At 42.4% G+C, this 16,611-nt stretch carries 13 protein-coding genes, 1 tRNA gene and 1 other RNA gene; all 15 read left to right on the top strand.

The window, feature by feature from the left end:
- The first annotated feature begins 15 nt into the window (after positions 1-15).
- The 15 genes from JFC10_RS08585 to rnc all read left to right on the top strand — a co-directional run bounded on the left by JFC10_RS08585 (position 16) and on the right by rnc (position 16,412).
- The gene (locus JFC10_RS08585; RefSeq protein ID WP_021814308.1) at positions 16-264 is read left to right on the top strand and encodes a YfhL family 4Fe-4S dicluster ferredoxin; all 249 of its coding nucleotides are present in this window, start codon (positions 16-18) and stop codon (positions 262-264) included.
- Between the two features lie 53 nt (positions 265-317).
- The gene (bioA, locus tag JFC10_RS08580) at positions 318-1,628 is read left to right on the top strand and encodes an adenosylmethionine--8-amino-7-oxononanoate transaminase (protein ID WP_198332499.1); all 1,311 of its coding nucleotides are present in this window, start codon (positions 318-320) and stop codon (positions 1,626-1,628) included.
- Between the two features lie 20 nt (positions 1,629-1,648).
- A complete protein-coding gene (gene bioD, locus JFC10_RS08575) occupies positions 1,649-2,374 on the top strand; it encodes a dethiobiotin synthase (RefSeq protein WP_198332498.1) in 726 nt (241 codons plus the stop codon).
- 49 nt (positions 2,375-2,423) lie between these two features.
- Positions 2,424-2,807: RNase P RNA component class A (rnpB, locus tag JFC10_RS08570), an RNA gene on the top strand.
- Positions 2,808-2,968: 161 nt separating this feature from the next.
- A tRNA-Met gene (locus tag JFC10_RS08565) sits at positions 2,969-3,045 on the top strand.
- Positions 3,046-3,283: 238 nt separating this feature from the next.
- Positions 3,284-4,096: an ABC transporter permease gene (locus tag JFC10_RS08560; protein WP_198332497.1), complete on the top strand. Its 813-nt coding sequence runs from the start codon at positions 3,284-3,286 to the stop codon at positions 4,094-4,096.
- A gap of 35 nt (positions 4,097-4,131) precedes the next feature.
- Positions 4,132-4,803 carry an ABC transporter ATP-binding protein gene (locus tag JFC10_RS08555; protein WP_198332496.1) on the top strand — a complete coding sequence of 224 codons (672 nt, stop codon included), beginning with the start codon at positions 4,132-4,134 and terminating at the stop codon, positions 4,801-4,803.
- Positions 4,781-5,887 (top strand): capsule biosynthesis protein, encoded by a 1,107-nt coding sequence (locus JFC10_RS08550; RefSeq protein ID WP_226914691.1) that lies wholly within the window; start codon positions 4,781-4,783, stop codon positions 5,885-5,887. The genes JFC10_RS08555 and JFC10_RS08550 overlap by 23 nt, the downstream gene beginning before the upstream one ends.
- 55 nt (positions 5,888-5,942) lie before the next feature.
- Complete coding sequence (locus tag JFC10_RS08545) at positions 5,943-7,724, top strand: polysaccharide biosynthesis/export family protein (protein WP_193013238.1); 1,782 nt, start codon at positions 5,943-5,945, stop codon at positions 7,722-7,724.
- A 79-nt stretch (positions 7,725-7,803) separates the two neighbouring features.
- Positions 7,804-10,386 (top strand): capsular polysaccharide biosynthesis protein, encoded by a 2,583-nt coding sequence (locus JFC10_RS08540; protein WP_198332495.1) that lies wholly within the window; start codon positions 7,804-7,806, stop codon positions 10,384-10,386.
- 160 nt (positions 10,387-10,546) lie between these two features.
- Entirely contained in the window at positions 10,547-11,791 is a 1,245-nt protein-coding gene (locus JFC10_RS08535; protein ID WP_198332494.1) for a capsule biosynthesis protein, read from the top strand.
- A 362-nt stretch (positions 11,792-12,153) separates the two neighbouring features.
- Positions 12,154-13,950, top strand: a complete 1,797-nt coding sequence (gene lepA / locus JFC10_RS08530) for a translation elongation factor 4 (RefSeq protein ID WP_193013235.1) — start codon at positions 12,154-12,156, stop codon at positions 13,948-13,950.
- Between the two features lie 104 nt (positions 13,951-14,054).
- Positions 14,055-14,957, top strand: coding sequence for a signal peptidase I (lepB, locus tag JFC10_RS08525; RefSeq protein ID WP_193013234.1), 903 nt, complete (start codon positions 14,055-14,057; stop codon positions 14,955-14,957).
- 145 nt (positions 14,958-15,102) lie between these two features.
- Entirely contained in the window at positions 15,103-15,495 is a 393-nt protein-coding gene (locus tag JFC10_RS08520; protein WP_227685788.1) for a DUF4845 domain-containing protein, read from the top strand.
- A 119-nt stretch (positions 15,496-15,614) separates the two neighbouring features.
- A complete protein-coding gene (gene rnc, locus JFC10_RS08515) occupies positions 15,615-16,412 on the top strand; it encodes a ribonuclease III (RefSeq protein ID WP_198332493.1) in 798 nt (265 codons plus the stop codon).
- The last annotated feature ends 199 nt before the right edge of the window (positions 16,413-16,611 follow it).

Here is a 16,611-nt window from a genome sequence, read left to right as displayed (position 1 = left end):
TATAAGGAACAGGTTATGGCGTTATTAATTACTGATGAATGCATCAACTGTGATGTGTGCGAGCCTGCTTGCCCAAACGAAGCCATCTCAGAAGGTGATGATATCTATGTCATCGACCCTGATTTATGCACGGAATGCGTCGGTCATTTTGATGAGCCACAATGCGTGGTTATTTGTCCGGTTGATTGTATTCCTCATGACCCTAACCACGTCGAAACCGAAAGCGATTTGTTGTCCAAATACAAACGCATTACGGGTCAATAAGTGGCTCGCACTATTGATAATATTGGGGTTCAAAGCGCTTTAGGGACAATGTAATGACGATAAATTCAAACCAGATAACAAGCGACTTTGATCAGCAACATCTTTGGCATCCGTATGCCAGCCTGCCACCCCTTTATCCTAATATCGTAATTGATCGTGCTGAAGGTATTTATATCCTCACTGAGGACGGTACGCGCCTGATTGATGGTATGTCGTCATGGTGGGCGAGCGTTCATGGCTACAATCATCCAAAACTGAATGAAGCGCTTACCAATCAATTGGGTAAAATGGCGCATGTTATGTTTGGTGGCTTGACCCATCAGCCCGCTATAGATTTGGGTAAAAGACTGCTCGACATTGTGCCTGCTGGACTTGATGCGATTTTCTATGCGGATAGTGGCAGTATCGCGGTAGAAGTCGCTCTCAAGATGGCGTTGCAGTATCAAATTGCTGCGCAATATCCGCAAAAGTGCCAATTTGCCTCGAGCCATTCTGGTTATTATGGTGATACGTGGCATGCGATGAGTGTTTGTGATCCTATCAATGGTATGCACAGCTTATATGGCAAACAATTACCGATGCAGAATTTCGTTGCTGCACCGCCGACAGGCTTTGAGCGTGATTTAACCCAAAGTGAGCGTGAGGCATTAACTGAGTTTTTTGTTAAAAATAGCGATCAGCTTGCGGGTTTCATTATCGAGCCAATTATCCAAGGCGCGGGTGGCATGCGTTTTTATAGTCCTCAGTATTTGCAACTATTACGACAGCTGTGTGATGAGCATGATGTGCTGCTGATTGCGGATGAAATCGCCACTGGTTTTGGGCGTAGTGGCAAGTTATTTGCTTGTGAGCATGCCAAGATCAGCCCTGATATTATGACAATTGGCAAGGCGTTAACTGGCGGCTATATGACTTTTGCCGCAACCCTATGTACGCGTCATATTGCCGATACCATTAGCCAAAGTGCTTATCCAGCCCTCATGCATGGCCCTACATTTATGGGTAATCCACTGGCATGTGCCGTCGCTTGTGCGTCGATTGATTTGATTTTGTCTTATGATATCGAAACACGCACGGCAAATATGCAATCTGTAATGGAAGAGCAGCTTGCGCCAGCGGCAATGTTAGAAGGTGTCACTGAGGTGCGCTGTTTGGGTGCGGTAGCCGTTATTGAGCTGGATAATGCCGTTGATATGCCTACCTTTCAAACGTTGCTCATTGATAATGGCATTTGGGTTAGACCTTTTGGTAAGTTGGTCTATATCATGCCGCCTTATATCATCACTGATGACGAGCTTGAGACTTTATGCCAAGCGCTATTAAAAGTGGTGCGCGCTTATTTATCCAGTCAAGTGCAAGTTTAAAGATAAGGAAAAGTTAAATCATGAGTGTTTTACTTGTTTCAGGCATCGATACTGATATTGGCAAAACATATGCCACTGGAATGATTGCTAAAGCCCTAATGCAAAAAGGCATCAAGGTCATCACCCAAAAGCTGGTACAGACGGGCGTGGCAATCAATCCTGATAACGGCGATATGAATATTGCCGACGATATTATTATCCATCGTCAGCTGATGAACCTTCCGTTGCAACCTTGCGACCTTGATTTTACCACTTGTCCTTACCGCTATGAAAAACCAGCGTCACCGCATTTATCCGCCGCGCTTGCAGAAGATACCTTAAATCCTAATTTAATTACTGACGCGACCAAAGCGTTACAGGCGGATTATGAGGTAGTGTTATTAGAAGGGGCGGGCGGCTTGATGGTGCCGATCACTGAGCAATTATTAACCTTAGATTATATTGCTGATAAAGGGTATCCAGTTATCCTTGTGACTTCTGGTCGCTTGGGCAGTATTAACCATACTTTGCTTAGTTTGCAGGCAATAAAAGCACGTGGGCTATCTGTACATAGCGTTATTTACAATCATATCCATGACGATAGTGATAATACGGATGCTGAGATAGCCGCTAGTACGATAGAATTTTTGCAACATTACCTGAAGCAACATTATCAAAATACGTACTGGCTGCAATTACCGATTCAAGATGATTTATATCAAGTCGCAATGAGTTTGCCCAATACTTTTATCGATAAGATAAAATAAGTCAAAATTTCGTTCCCTATGCCGATACTATTTTGCTATACTAGCGCGCTTGGTAGACTAGGCAATCGCCGCTGCACACTGGCAACAGATTGAGCAGGGGAGGAAAGTCCGGGCTACATAGGGCAGCGTGCCAGCTAACGGCTGGGCAGGGTAACTTGACGACCAGTGCAGCAGAGAGTAGACCGCCTTTGGCTTATATGATTATCGCAAGATACTCATGTCATCGGTAAGGGTGAAAGGGTGCGGTAAGAGCGCACCGCGTGGCTGGTAACAGTTCACGGCATGGTAAACTCCACGCGTAGCAAGACCAAATAGGCATCGGCATGGCGCGGCCCGCGTTCGATGCGGGTAGGTTGCTTGAGCGTACGAGCGATTGTACGCCTAGAGGAATGATTGTCCACGACAGAACCCGGCTTATCGGTTTACCAATTTTTTTAGTTGTTTTTAAAAATACATTTCTCTAAATGTATAGCATTACAAGTTTGGTGTTGCAATATTTGCAGTTAATTTGAATTTAATTCAGTTTTTTGCAAAAAAAAGCCAATTAGGGGTTGACGTAAGTCACTCATATCGGCATAATACCGAGCCTTAAATGGCGATGTAGCTCAGCTGGTTAGAGCGCATGACTCATAATCGTGAGGTCAAGAGTTCAAGTCTCTTCATCGCCACCATTCTTAGCAAGACCTGTAACATTAAGAAGGCCAATCATTATTTGATTGGTTTTTTTTTGCCTGAAATAAGTGGCAGAAGAATAAGTGATGTGGTTCAACGCAGACAGTAAGGTATTATAATTACCTACTGATTTCTTGCTAAACCATAGGTTTATCTGTTTAGGTACAGATTAATTGTTGTAACTTATGTCCCGCTTACTTATCATAGGGGCTGTTTTCGGTAAAGTCCTGTAACGCCATGTCTGTACAACTACCTCCTTATCGTCCTATTAAGCACCGCAGTGGTCTGAAAGTCATGGGTGCAGCCTTTCACGCATTGCTGATGCGTGAGTTGCAAACGCGCTTTGGTGGTTATCGCTTGGGCTATCTTTGGGCGCCATTAGAAGTTCTTTTCCAAGTACTAATATTCCTAGTAATTTTTGGTGCTATTCGTGAGCGTCTAGTGCCAGGAATGGACTTTTCCCTATTTTTAGTTGCAGGAATGGTACCCTTTCGCATGTTTCAGAAGGTAGCGACTAGAGCCTTAGGGGCGGTTGACGCAAACAAAGGCTTGCTGATGTACCGTTCAATCAAACACATTGATGTGATTATTGCACGCTCATTTTTAGAGCTAGTTATTTATTTCTTTACGTCGATATTACTATTAGTTGGTTTAGCTTTTTTTAATATCTATGCCAGTTTAGAAAATTTACATATTGTCCTGTTTTGTTGGATTACGCTTTTTATATTTAGCTTTGGCGTTGCTTTAATTATGATGGTGGTAGGATTTTATGGAGGCGAAATCAGCAAAGTAATTACGATATTTTTTACGATATTATATTTTGCATCTGGGATAATTTTCCCTATACATATAGTACCAGAGCCTTATTTTAGCTATTTGCTCTACAATCCTCTTATTCATAATATCGAGTTAATGAGGAATGCATTTGCTCCTAATTATCCAGCCTATCATATTGATATAGGGTATTTCTTAAAATGGATGTTTGTGGTGAATTTCTTAGGATTGTTACTTTATAAGTATGCTGAGCGCGACATGATTCGTTCTCGCTAGATATAGCGGTACAAGATATATAAAAAGGTAAAGAAGTGATTGAAATTAAAAATGTTTCTAAGTCATTTATGACCAAACAGGGTCGGCATTATCTATTTAAAGACTTAAATCTGACCATTGGTGATAAAAAAAGTGTGGGTTTACTCGGTCGTAATGGTGCGGGAAAATCAACTTTGCTGCGTATTATTTGCGGACTAGATAAGCCCGATCATGGAGAGATTATTACCGACTCGACGATTTCTTGGCCAGTAGGGGTAGCTGGCGGTTTCCAAGGTAGTCTGACTGGTCGTCAAAACGTTCGTTTCGTTTGCCGTCTCTATTCAAGCGGTCCTTATATTGACGAAAAAATTCGTTTTGTTGAAGAGTTCGCAGATATCGGTAATTATTTCGATATGCCGGTGAAAAGCTATTCATCAGGGATGAAGTCGCGCTTAACGTTTGGCTTAAGCTTGGCTTTCGATTTTGATTATTATATGCTCGATGAAGCAGGCGCTGTTGGTGATGCGGCTTTTCGTAAGCGTAGTGAAGAGATATTGGCCGCGCGCCGTGAACAAGCAGGATTTTTAATCGTATCGCATAACATCGGTGATATTAAGCGTAATTGTGATATTGGTATTGTGCTAATGGATCAAACAGCACACGTCTTTGAAGACACAACAGAAGCGATTGAGGTATATGAAGAGCATGTCCACAAAGCGAAAAAATAAGATAATTGACTTCTCGCTATTTATTGGCTTGGTGGTCCTCCCTTGGGTGTTGGTGATATTTTATGTCATGACCATTGCTCATCCGCGGTTTGTCTCGACGGCTGATGTGGTAGTCAAACAAGTCAGTGATACCAGTGTGCCTTCTGGTGGTGGGCTGTCTGCCTTATTAGGTGTGAATAGTACCAGTAAAGAAGATGCGACTTATCTGACCGAGTATATTCTATCTAATGATATGGTGAAGCGCCTTGATAATAAGTTCAAGTTCCGCGAAGCTTATTATGTCGATGGCTCAGATCCACTCAATGAAATTGAGCCTGATGCCACCCAAGAAGAGTTACTTGAGTACTTTAAAAAACGCGTGCACATCAATCTTGATGAACAGAGCTATGTACTCTCAGTATCGACAGAAGCCTTTGATCCAAAGTATGCTTTTGAGCTGAATAAAACGATCCTGAATGAATCTGAGCAGTTCGTCAACCGTATTTCACAAGAGGTGGCTCGTGATCAGTTAGTATTTGCTGAGACCCAATTAGATGAATCACAAGATCGCCTAAATGATGCCAAAGAGCAGCTATTAAAGTATCAAAACGAAAATGAGATTTACGATCCACAATCCAATGCTCAAATTGTGAATCAGCTGATTGGTAGCTTGCAAGCGCAATTAAGCTCATTACGTACCGAAGAGCGTCAATTACTCAGCTATCTAAATCCAGATGCACCGCAAGTGGTGTCATTAAGAAGTCAGATTAAAGCGGTTGAGGAGCAAATCAATCAAGAGCAAACCAAGTTGACATCACCGAATACTACCAAGTTGAACCGTCAAGCGGTACAGTTTGAGACTATCAAGGCAGATGTTGATTTCGCTACTGAGCTCTATAAATTGTCGTTATCTTCACTTGAGAAGGCACGTTTAGAAGCCTTTAAAAAGATGAAAAATTTGATTGTTATTTCAACACCTTATGAGGCTGAAGAAGCAACTTATCCACGCCGTGCTTATATTATTTGGACATCGTTGGCTTTGCTTTTGATGCTTTATGGATTTGTGCGCCTAGTGATGGCGGTTGTCCGTGATCATCGTAGCTAGTTTTAACACACCAGATATCAGTAATGATCGATAGATCAGCAAAGGAATACCACTCATGAATATGAAACCACGTCCTATTGTGACAGTGATAAAAGTGTTAAGTTTGGCTATGGCAGCCAGTAGTGTGCCCGCGCTAGCAGCAGGCAGTTATGCTGATCAAATATCAGGATCTAGCTTTGGCACCAGCAACAATAGCATGAGTCAAGACCAAAACCGCAATAACATCAATGTCTCAACGCAGGCATTTGCAGGTGGTGTATCAGGACAGGCGACCCCGCAAGAAGCGGTTAATGCCTCAAGTTTGCCAAGTCAGTCGGTCATCAATACCACGCGCCCTTATCAAGACATCAACACGCAAGACATGATGTTTGGCGAGCAGCTATTCCGTGGGGCTTTTTCGACCACCTCTGGCTCTACCTTTAATGACAGTTACGTGATCAACCCTGGTGATAACGTCCAAGTACGGATGTGGGGCGCTTATCAATATGCTGCTACCATGACCGTCGACCCACAAGGCAATATTTTCTTGCCAAATATCGGTCCAGTACGTGTCTCAGGTGTGCAAAATGGCAGTCTGCAAAATGTGGTAAAAAGCGCTGTCAGTCGTATTTATCGCTCGAATGTTGGCGTTTATGCCTCATTAGAGCAAGCACAGCCAGTGAAGGTATTTGTAACAGGTTTCGTTAAACAACCGGGTTATTACGGCGGTTTAGCAGCAGACTCGGTATTGTCTTATCTGGATAGAGCGGGCGGTGTTGACCCGACTCGTGGTAGTTATATTGATATTCAAATTAAGCGTAATGGTCAAATGCTACAGCAAGTCAACCTGTATGATTTTTTACTAGCGGGTAAATTACAAGCATTCTCATTTCGTGATGGCGATGTGATTACGGTCGCGCCGCAGAAAAAAACCTTTGAAGTAGGCGGTCAAGTCCAAAACGAATACACCTTTGAATTTGATGTGAATGATTTGACCATTGGTGATGTGTTGCAAGTGGCCAATCCAGCAGCAAATGCGACTAACGTTAGTATCACTCGCAGTGCAGGACGTGCACAGACGGCGGAATATTACTCGTTGGCAGAAGCCCAAAACGTGCCTGTGTATAACGGTGATCAGATGGTAGTTACCTCCGATCGCTATGCGGGTACAATCGCGGTGCAAGTAAAAGGGGCGCATACCGGTAACGGTGCAATGGTTGTACCATATGGCGCTCGCTTAAAGGACATCGTGCCGCAATTACAGCCAAGCCCACTCGCTAAACTGACTCATTTGACCATTTATCGTGAGTCTGTTGCTGAGCAACAAAAACGCATGATTAATGAGTCGCTCGATCGTCTAGAAGAGCTGACGCTTGCCACGCAGTCGACCACTCGTGAGGAAGCAGCACTGCGTCAAGATGATGCAGCTTTGGTCAAGCAGTTTGTCGCCAAAGCACGTAATGTTAAGACGACTGGTCAAATTGTCGTCGTACCGAATTCGTGGCAGGATATTATCTTACAGCAGGGTGATATTATTGAGATACCTGCGCAAACTTCAGTCATTACCGTTAATGGTCAAGTACGAGCACAAGGCGCGCTGACCTTTAACCCGGATTATACCGTTGGTGATTATGTTGCCAATTCAGGCGGTTTCTCTGACAACGCTGACGTTAAAGAAATTTTGGTTATTCATCAAAATGGGGCTAGTGAAGTGGTCAATACTGCTTATCGTATCCAGCAAGGTGATGAAATTATGGTATTACCAAAAGTCAAAACCAAGCGCGTAGAAATCGCTCGCGGCTTATCGCAAATTGTTTATCAGTTGGCAATTGCTGCTAAAGTGGTCCTCGATTTATAACCTTTACTGAAAAGTTGTATAACAAGAGAACAAGTCATCTGCATAAATTGATGCAAAAGTAATAGATAAGGGTGTAGAAATGGCAAAAAGCGCAGCAGATGATGTCAAGGCGGCAGTGACCTCTCACTCTGATAATGCGCTGCTTTTGCCATTATCCCAATACCAATTACCAATGCATTTGGCGGTCATTGGTAAGGGTATGCGTCAAAACAATGTACTGTTGTCTCAGGTATTGCAAGCAGATATTCAGCGTTGGTATCCGTGGTCAGGTCTACAACAAAGTATCAATGCTCGTAAAACACCCTTACTGTCTGCACTGCCACTACCGAACGTTGTAAAAAATCAGATCACTCATTTGTCCAATTCCTCTCTCTCTTTTCAGCAACCCAATGCCTTTATCGGCTGGGGTCGTAAAAAAAGTTATCAACGGGCCAACAAAGTGGCTACTCGGCAAAACCTAACGACGTTGAGTATCGAAGATGGCTTTTTGCGCTCATTAGATTCTGGTATTAGTAGTCGTCACGGCTTGAGTGTGGTTGTCGATGACCTTGGTATTTACTTTGATATGACGCATGACTCACGCCTTGAGCAGCTGATTATTGAGCGTACCAAAAACGCTACCACGCCTAATCATTACGAAATAGATGACGCACGTGCGCGGCAATTGATGGCACGTATTTGTAATGAACAGCTCAGTAAATATAACGCAGTGATCGATTGTCCGTCATTGGATAAATTGATAAGTGAAGACGGCGTTAATACAACAACAGATTCCTTGAAATCGCATGTTTTATTGATTGACCAAGTGGTTGGTGATGCCTCTATCAAGGGTGCTGGCGCGAATAAACGTCAGTTTAAGAAGATGTTAAAATCTGCTTGTCGTAATCATCCTCATGCTCATATTTGGATAAAGGCACACCCTGCATCAAAATCGGGATACCTGACCCGTTTAAAACTACCTAAGCATGTTCGGCTATTAACTCAAGCACTCAATCCTATCCAGCTATTAGAGCAAGTTGACCATATTTATACGGTTAGCTCACATATGGGCTTTGAAGGGTTGATGTTAGGTAAAACAGTACATTGCTTCGGGGTCAACTGGTATAGTGGCTGGGGCCTGACTGATGACAGCGGTGCACCCAAAAACCTGCTTAAAGCGGTTGAGAGACGTCGTCAAAAACTTGCCAGCAAACTGCTAGAGTCTAGAGGAAATTCAAATCCTGCATTATTTCCTACATCATTTGCTAAAAAAACATCTGCGACGTTAGAAACGTTATTTTATAGCGCTTATATTGATTATAGTCGCTATGTAGATCCAGCCACCAAACAAGCCTGTGATATTGATACAGCGATAGAGTGGCTAGTGACTAATCGATATTGGCAAGCGCGTCTTGAAGGTGATTTAACGGTATATGAATTTAGTCGCTGGAAATTGCCATTTGTAAAAGCCTTTACGAATCTACCGCGTACGACATTATTTATCAAACCCAAGCCACGTCTTAAGAATTTACTGCATCCTGATCATTTTCGTATTGATTATCAGCAGCCTCTATTAGTGTGGGGTTTGGCTAAACGGCAACAAGTACAAAATAAATTACAGCGTAAGCTTGAGAAACAGCCGCATTTATCCATACCGTCTATATACTGTATGGAAGATGGGTTTATCCGCTCAAATGGTTTGGGCGCGACGTTGTTAGCACCGTTGTCAGTCGTCATAGACAAGCAAGGTATTTATTATGATGCGACCCAGCCTTCAGACTTAGAGACGCAGCTACGTCATTGTCAGGTATTGCAGCCACAGCAAAGTGTACGTGTAAAAAAACTGCAAGATAAACTGCTGAATCAGCGGGTGAGTAAATATAATGTTGGGGCTGAGGTCGACAGTGCTAATAACCAACGTACTTCGTGGATGCATGCTGCAAAAACATCTGGAAAGTCTCGTATTCTTATTATCGGTCAAGTCGAAGATGATTTATCGGTGCAGTACTGCGGTTCAACGATCAAAACCAACAGCGGCTTGATTGAGCGTGTATGCCAAGACAATCCTGAGGCTTATCTTATTTATAAACCGCATCCCGACGTTGAAGCAGGACTAAGGGCAGGTAAGGTTAGCGCGGAGTTTTTACGGCAGGTTAGTGCCGTCGCCTATGATACTGCGATGCCTGATTGTTTAGAGTGTGTCGACGAAGTACATACGATTAGTTCATTGACTGGCTTTGAGGCGTTGCTGCGTGGTTTAGACGTTACTTGCTACGGCCTACCATTTTATGCTGGTTGGGGGTTAACGACAGATATTGATGCCCAATTATCGCCGAAAGCTGACTATTTAGAGAGACGAAAACGAGACACTGCATTAACGCTTGAGCAATTATTATATTGTGCGCTTATTCGCTATCCCTTATATCGATTGCCTAATGGCTATGGGCTTGCACAAGTAGAGCAGGTGATTGACTATTTATACCCTCCTAAAAGCTCCTCCTTGCTTAAAGACATTCATAATGCAGAATCTCAAGCCAAAATATCTAACCATGTAAATAGCTCGGTTAACCATGCGACTTCAATTTTATTAGCGCTACCTGCAAAGTTTAAACGCCAAGCGACTACTCGTTTTATGCAGCAGCGTCATCAATGGCAGCAGCGCCTGCGTCAACTATCTCGTTAGTTTGCTCTAAAATTGTGCCGTAAATCCACTGCGACAAGTATGGGCTTTTTCGGTATAATCAGTGATGATTGATGTGTATTCACACGGCTTAACATTCAAATTGTTTAATAAATACTCTCGCTTTTATCCTTCATCTTCTTATTAATGGTAATTCAATACTATGGCAGCTTCGATGTCTCATTTGCTTACTCATCGACACGTCTTGCTGTTACAAGGAAAGATGGGCGGATTCTTCAACCGTTTTTCGACATTTTTGCAAACTCAAAATATTAAAGTTAGTAAGATTAACTTTAATGCAGGTGATGCATTCTTTTATCGTCATGATAATACGTATGAATATACCGATACGTTAGCGCAGTTCTCTTCTTGGTTGCAGGCTTTCATTAAAGAAAATGGCATTGATGCGATTGTCTGTTTTGGGGATTGTCGTCCGCATCACACCCAAGCTGCCTGTGTCAGTGAGCAGTTGGGCACCTCTTTTTTTGTATTTGAAGAAGGCTACTTGCGTCCCGATTACATTACATTGCAAGAATATGGCATTAATGGCTATTCACGCTTAAATACGGCAGATATCAAAGCGCTCAAAAAAGCTAATGATAAACCACTGTATACCCACAATCGTTTTTATCGTTTGAGTATCGCTGCTATTGTCTATTATGTTATCGCTTGGATTTACAAAAGCCGCTATCCGCACTATTCGCATTATCGCGGTATGACAGCATGGCAAGAGGCGATAGCTTGGCTCAAAGCACCATGGCGTAAACTGCGTGGGTATTTACCTGATAAGCGATTGCAAAATAAGCTGACAAAACAACAAAGCAATAATTATTTTTTGATTAGCTTGCAAGTGCATAATGACTCGCAGATTACGCATCATAGTGACTATCGCGATGTGGTGCAATTTATTGATGAGTCTATTACAAGCTTTGCAGAGTATGCTGATAAGCAGCAATTACTGGTCTTTAAACATCATCCGTTAGATCGTGGTCATCGAGATTATCGCGAGCTAGTATCTAGCTTGGCCAGACGCTATCAAGTGGCTGATCGTGTGTTTTATGGTTGTGATATGCACCTGCCAACCTTGATGAAATATAGCATTGGGATGGTGACTATCAATAGCACGACGGGTTTGCAATCGGTCTATCATAAAAAACCCACCAAGATTATGGGCCGCGCGATTTATAATACGCCTAAACTGATAGATCAAAAACCACTGAATGAGTTTTGGCAACAACCTAACCGCCCAGACAATGAGTTTTATCTTAGATTTCGTGAATATTTGATAGAGCAAACTCAGTTAAATGGTGCTTTTTACGGTAAGTCACCATGGATATATAAATATTTGCATCACGCCGGACGTGAGTGCATAGAGAACGATCTATCCAAAACCAATACCCCTCAGTAGATTATTAACTTTTAATATTAAGTTAGTATGAGTCTTATCGAAGTGAATAAGGTGCTAATAAGCAGCTCGCTTTCTATCTGTACAGTTATCCGCTCGTAACTTCATTTGTAAATCATCCCTCTGCTAATAAAATCGCCTTACTTTATAGTAGAAAACTGCTAGAATACTCTTTCATGCCTGCGCGTAAGAGTTAGCGTCCTGAGCGGTTGATTGAAGATGACAGTATTAGCGAATAGGCTGATTCTAATTGTTTTCTCTTCTTATTTCCCCCTTAACGATGGACAGCTATTTTAGCGATTGCGCCTGACAGCATTTATTTCTTAATTTTATTATTCTATCACCCTTAATTTAGTAGGCGCTTTGTGACTGCATTAGCAAATATTCGTAACTTTTCAATCATTGCCCACATTGATCATGGCAAGTCGACACTTGCTGATCGTTTTATTCAAATGTGCGGTGCCTTGCAAGATCGCGAGATGCAGGCGCAAGTACTTGACTCCATGGATATTGAGCGTGAGCGCGGTATCACCATTAAAGCGCAGTCGGTAACCTTATTCTACGATCATCCTAATGGTGAGCGCTATCAGCTAAACTTTATTGATACCCCAGGACACGTTGACTTCTCATACGAAGTGTCGCGTTCATTAGCAGCTTGTGAAGGGGCACTATTGGTCGTTGATGCGGCGCAAGGGGTTGAAGCTCAGTCCGTCGCCAACTGCTATACTGCCGTTGATCAAGGCCTAGAAGTCATGGCGGTCTTAAATAAGATTGATTTGCCACAAGTCGAGCCAGAACGCGTCATTCAAGAGATTGAAGACATCATTGGGATTGACGCTGTTGATGCACCACGAGTCTCTGCTAAGTCGGGTTTGGGCGTCGATAAACTACTTGAGGCATTGGTTGAGTTTATCCCTGCACCGACTGGTGATCGTGAGGCACCCCTACAAGCATTGATTATCGACTCTTGGTTTGATAATTATCTGGGTGTTGTGTCTTTAGTTCGGGTACGTGAAGGCACTATCCGAAAAGGTGATAAACTTTATATCAAATCAACCAAAGAAGCGCATTTAGTTGGTTCGATTGGTGTCTTTACGCCTAAGCCTGTAGATACGGGTATCTTGGAAGCGGGTGAAGTCGGTTTTATTATTGCTGGCATCAAAGATATCGCTGGCGCGCCAGTGGGTGATACGATTACTCATGCTAAAACGCCCGATGTTGAGCGTATCCCTGGATTTAAACAGATTACGCCACAAGTTTATGCGGGTATGTTTCCTGTTGAATCTACAGATTTTGAAAAATTTCGTGAAGCGCTGCAAAAGCTGCAAATTAACGATGCTTCGCTATTTTTTGAGCCAGATACTTCTGATGCGTTGGGCTTTGGTTTCCGCTGTGGCTTCCTTGGTATGCTGCACATGGAGATTATCCAAGAGCGTTTAGAGCGCGAATATGACTTGGATTTGATTACCACTGCGCCGTCAGTTATCTATGAGATTGTAAAAAAAGATGGCAGCATCATCTATGTCGATAATCCATCAAGATTGCCTGAGCCGAATAACATTGAAGAGTTCCGTGAGCCAATTGCCCGTTGTCAGATTTTAGTACCGCAAGATTATCTTGGTAATGTGATGACGCTGTGTATTGAGCGCCGCGGTGTACAGGTTGATATGCGCTTTATGGGTCGTCAAGTACAGCTGATATTTGATATTCCAATGGGCGAGGTGGTCATGGATTTCTTTGACCGCCTAAAATCTGTCTCTCGTGGCTTTGCTTCGCTTGATTACAATTTTGAGCGTTACCAAGTCGATAAATTGGTTAAAGTAGACGTGCTAATTAATGGCGATAAAGTTGATGCACTCGCCATGATTGTTCATGAAACCCAATCACGCTACCGTGGTAATGCGTTGGTTACTAAGATGAAAGAGTTGATTCCGCGTCAGATGTTTGATGTAGCGATTCAGGCGGCGATTGGTAGTCAAATTATTGGTCGTAGTACGGTGAAAGCCATGCGTAAAGATGTCTTGGCTAAGTGCTATGGCGGTGATGTGTCGCGTAAGAAAAAGTTATTGTCTAAGCAAAAAGCGGGCAAAAAACGTATGAAGCAAGTCGGTAATGTGGAAATTCCACAAGAAGCTTTCTTAGCGGTATTGCAGGTTGAGTAAGTCATTATTAAATGACTGGTCATCGATAGTTTTGTTAGTGTAATTAGTGGCGCAGTTGATAGTATAGATAGCCAGATAAGTCGCTCGTTAATAGGCAATTGAGTATGGATTTTGATTTTAATTTAATTTTAGTACCATTAACCATTGGTTTGGGTATTATTTGGCTATTAGATAAGCTGGCACTCAAGCAGCGTAAAACTCGCGGGCGTGGTCAAGAAAGTTTGCTAGTACGCTGGGCTTACGATTTTTTCCCTGTATTGGCAGTAGTATTAATAGTACGCTCATTTTTAATTGAGCCTTTTAATATCCCTTCATCTTCTATGGTGCCGACATTATATACGGGCGATTTTATTGCGGTTAATAAGTATGCCTATGGGGTTCGACTGCCGCTAACGTATAATAAAGTGCTGGATACGGGCGAGCCTGAACATGGTGATGTGGCTGTATTTCGCTATCCTGAAAACCCAAGTATTTATTATATCAAGCGTGTTATTGGTTTGCCTGGCGATACCGTTAGTTATGATCAAGGGGTACTTTCTATCAATGATGTTCCAGTTGATACTAAGCCTGTTGAGTTTGCGGCAAACCCTGAGTTGATCTCACAGCTTTATCTACCAGGACAAATTGGCCCAGGACAAGTGCTCACAGAAGAAAGTGCGGCAGCGATGGGTCAGCAAGAAGAGGGTGAAGCAAAATACTTTCAGGAAACACAAGGTGAAAACAAGCATCTTGTTCGTTACTTAAATGGTATGAATAGCTCTCAATATGCACCATTTTTGCAGCAGCAATCACCAGAGGTGGTTAGCTCAGCAGGTACCAAATGGCGTATTAGCGTTCCAGAGGGTCAGTATTTTGTGATGGGTGACAACCGTGATCGCAGTGCTGATGGCCGGTTTTGGGGATTCGTTCCTGATGAAAATTTAGCGGGTAAGGCCGTTTATATCTGGATGCATAAGCCACCTGGACTTAATTTACCAACCTTTGAACGTAATGGTACTATTAATTAAGACTATGTAATTAAGATTATGTGACACTCTATTGGTTGATTTATCGATAATAGTTTTATGCTAATATTGTTGCTATCTAATAAACGGCTACCTAATATTCTGGTAGCTCCTAAAAATAGTTGTTTACCAGTAGAGGGATATCATAGTGCAGCAATTAACTGGAATCGCCACGCAGCGTGGTGCTAGTGTAACAAGTATCGTTTTAATTATTCTCGTTTTAGGCGTTGCTGCCAAACTGATGGTTGCCATCGTACCTGCTCAGATTGGTGATTATCAATTGACCAAGACTTTAAGCGCACAGCTTAAAGAGGCAAATAATAATAATGAGACGGCCAAGCAGTTTGTCGAACGTGTTAATAGACAGTTATCTATCAATGCTGACTATGATACTCAGGCAGAAGACGTATTTACTTTTACTGATAAAAAGACGGGACAATTGGCTATCCGCAAACAATATGCAGTCACCAAAAACTTCTTTGGTAATGTTGATATCGTCAATCGCTTCGAAGGTGATATTGATATGGCAACAGCAGAGTAACCAAAGAGAATATTAGACCATTCTTAAATTTTTAACATCTGAATGTCTTTATAACGTTCATCAATCAATACTATTACTAACCAAATCAGTAAAACAGAAGGGATAACCACAAGCCACGCATGAAACCAATTTCGCAGCATTCCCAAGCGCTTCCTACTCCTCAACAAAATAGCACGTCTGTCGACACGCTGATTGTTAGCTCAGAATTTATTCAGCGGTTAGCCGTATTAACACGCAAGCTAGGCTATGTGTTCAAAGATTTGAGTCTCCCAAAACTTGCGTTGACACACCGCTCATTTGATAGCAAAAAAAATTATGAGCGTTTAGAGTTTTTAGGTGACGCTCTATTAGGGATGATTGTGGGTGAGGCTTTATATCATCGCTATCCTAGCCAAAATGAGGGTCGCTTAACTCGTATGCGTGCCACCTTGGTACGTCAAGAGTCATTGGTTATTATTGCGCAAAACTTAGAGCTCTCCAATCATCTCATATTGGGAATAGGTGAGCGTAAAGGTGGTGGTCGCAATCGCGCTTCTATATTGGCTGATGCTGTGGAGTCTTTGATTGGTGCTATTTATTTAGACAGCCAAGATTTGGATATTACTCGCGACTGTGTGCTCTCATGGTATGGTGATTTGATCGATAACGTGAATGACCAAAAAGCCTTAAAAGATGCCAAGAGTCGGTTGCAAGAGTGGCTACAATCTAAACAGTTTGATCTGCCACATTATGAGCTGATGGAAACCCGTGGTAATGCGCCGCATCAAATTTTTGTTGTACGTTGCCATGTTAACATCAATAACTGTGCTGATATTACTGAATCTGGTGAGAGCCGCCGTATCGCTGAACAAAAAGCAGCAGAACTAATGATTAACCAATTGCACAAACTGCCAAGCTCAGCCAAAAAGCGCTCCTAATTAGTATTAACCCATGTGCCACAAGTACAAATTCCATTGATAGTATATGTTGAGTGACGTTTTAAAAATCGTTTATTTGAGTTAGCGTAAACGTCACACATTTCAAAACCCCAAATATTTCCCAGCCGATGATGGTTCTGCTTTTTTAGTGTTGATACAGTCAATACATGATTAAGCACCATTTGACTGAGTATAAATT

It is taken from the genome of Psychrobacter aquimaris, assembly GCF_016107525.1.
Classification (GTDB): Bacteria; Pseudomonadota; Gammaproteobacteria; order Pseudomonadales; family Moraxellaceae; genus Psychrobacter; species Psychrobacter aquimaris.
The sequence above is the reverse complement of the archived record's forward strand: the minus strand, read 5'-3'. Positions and strand labels throughout refer to the sequence as shown.

What these genes read in the sequence shown, in the direction of transcription:
- JFC10_RS08585 (WP_021814308.1), top strand. Translation starts at nt 16, where the DNA reads ATGGCGTTATTAATTACTGATGAATGCATCAACTGTGATGTGTGCGAG.
- bioA (WP_198332499.1), top strand. Translation starts at nt 318, where the DNA reads ATGACGATAAATTCAAACCAGATAACAAGCGACTTTGATCAGCAACAT.
- bioD (WP_198332498.1), top strand. Translation starts at nt 1,649, where the DNA reads ATGAGTGTTTTACTTGTTTCAGGCATCGATACTGATATTGGCAAAACA.
- JFC10_RS08560 (WP_198332497.1), top strand. Translation starts at nt 3,284, where the DNA reads ATGTCTGTACAACTACCTCCTTATCGTCCTATTAAGCACCGCAGTGGT.
- JFC10_RS08550 (WP_226914691.1), top strand. Translation starts at nt 4,781, where the DNA reads ATGTCCACAAAGCGAAAAAATAAGATAATTGACTTCTCGCTATTTATT.
- JFC10_RS08545 (WP_193013238.1), top strand. Translation starts at nt 5,943, where the DNA reads ATGAATATGAAACCACGTCCTATTGTGACAGTGATAAAAGTGTTAAGT.
- JFC10_RS08540 (WP_198332495.1), top strand. Translation starts at nt 7,804, where the DNA reads ATGGCAAAAAGCGCAGCAGATGATGTCAAGGCGGCAGTGACCTCTCAC.
- JFC10_RS08535 (WP_198332494.1), top strand. Translation starts at nt 10,547, where the DNA reads ATGGCAGCTTCGATGTCTCATTTGCTTACTCATCGACACGTCTTGCTG.
- lepB (WP_193013234.1), top strand. Translation starts at nt 14,055, where the DNA reads ATGGATTTTGATTTTAATTTAATTTTAGTACCATTAACCATTGGTTTG.
- rnc (WP_198332493.1), top strand. Translation starts at nt 15,615, where the DNA reads ATGAAACCAATTTCGCAGCATTCCCAAGCGCTTCCTACTCCTCAACAA.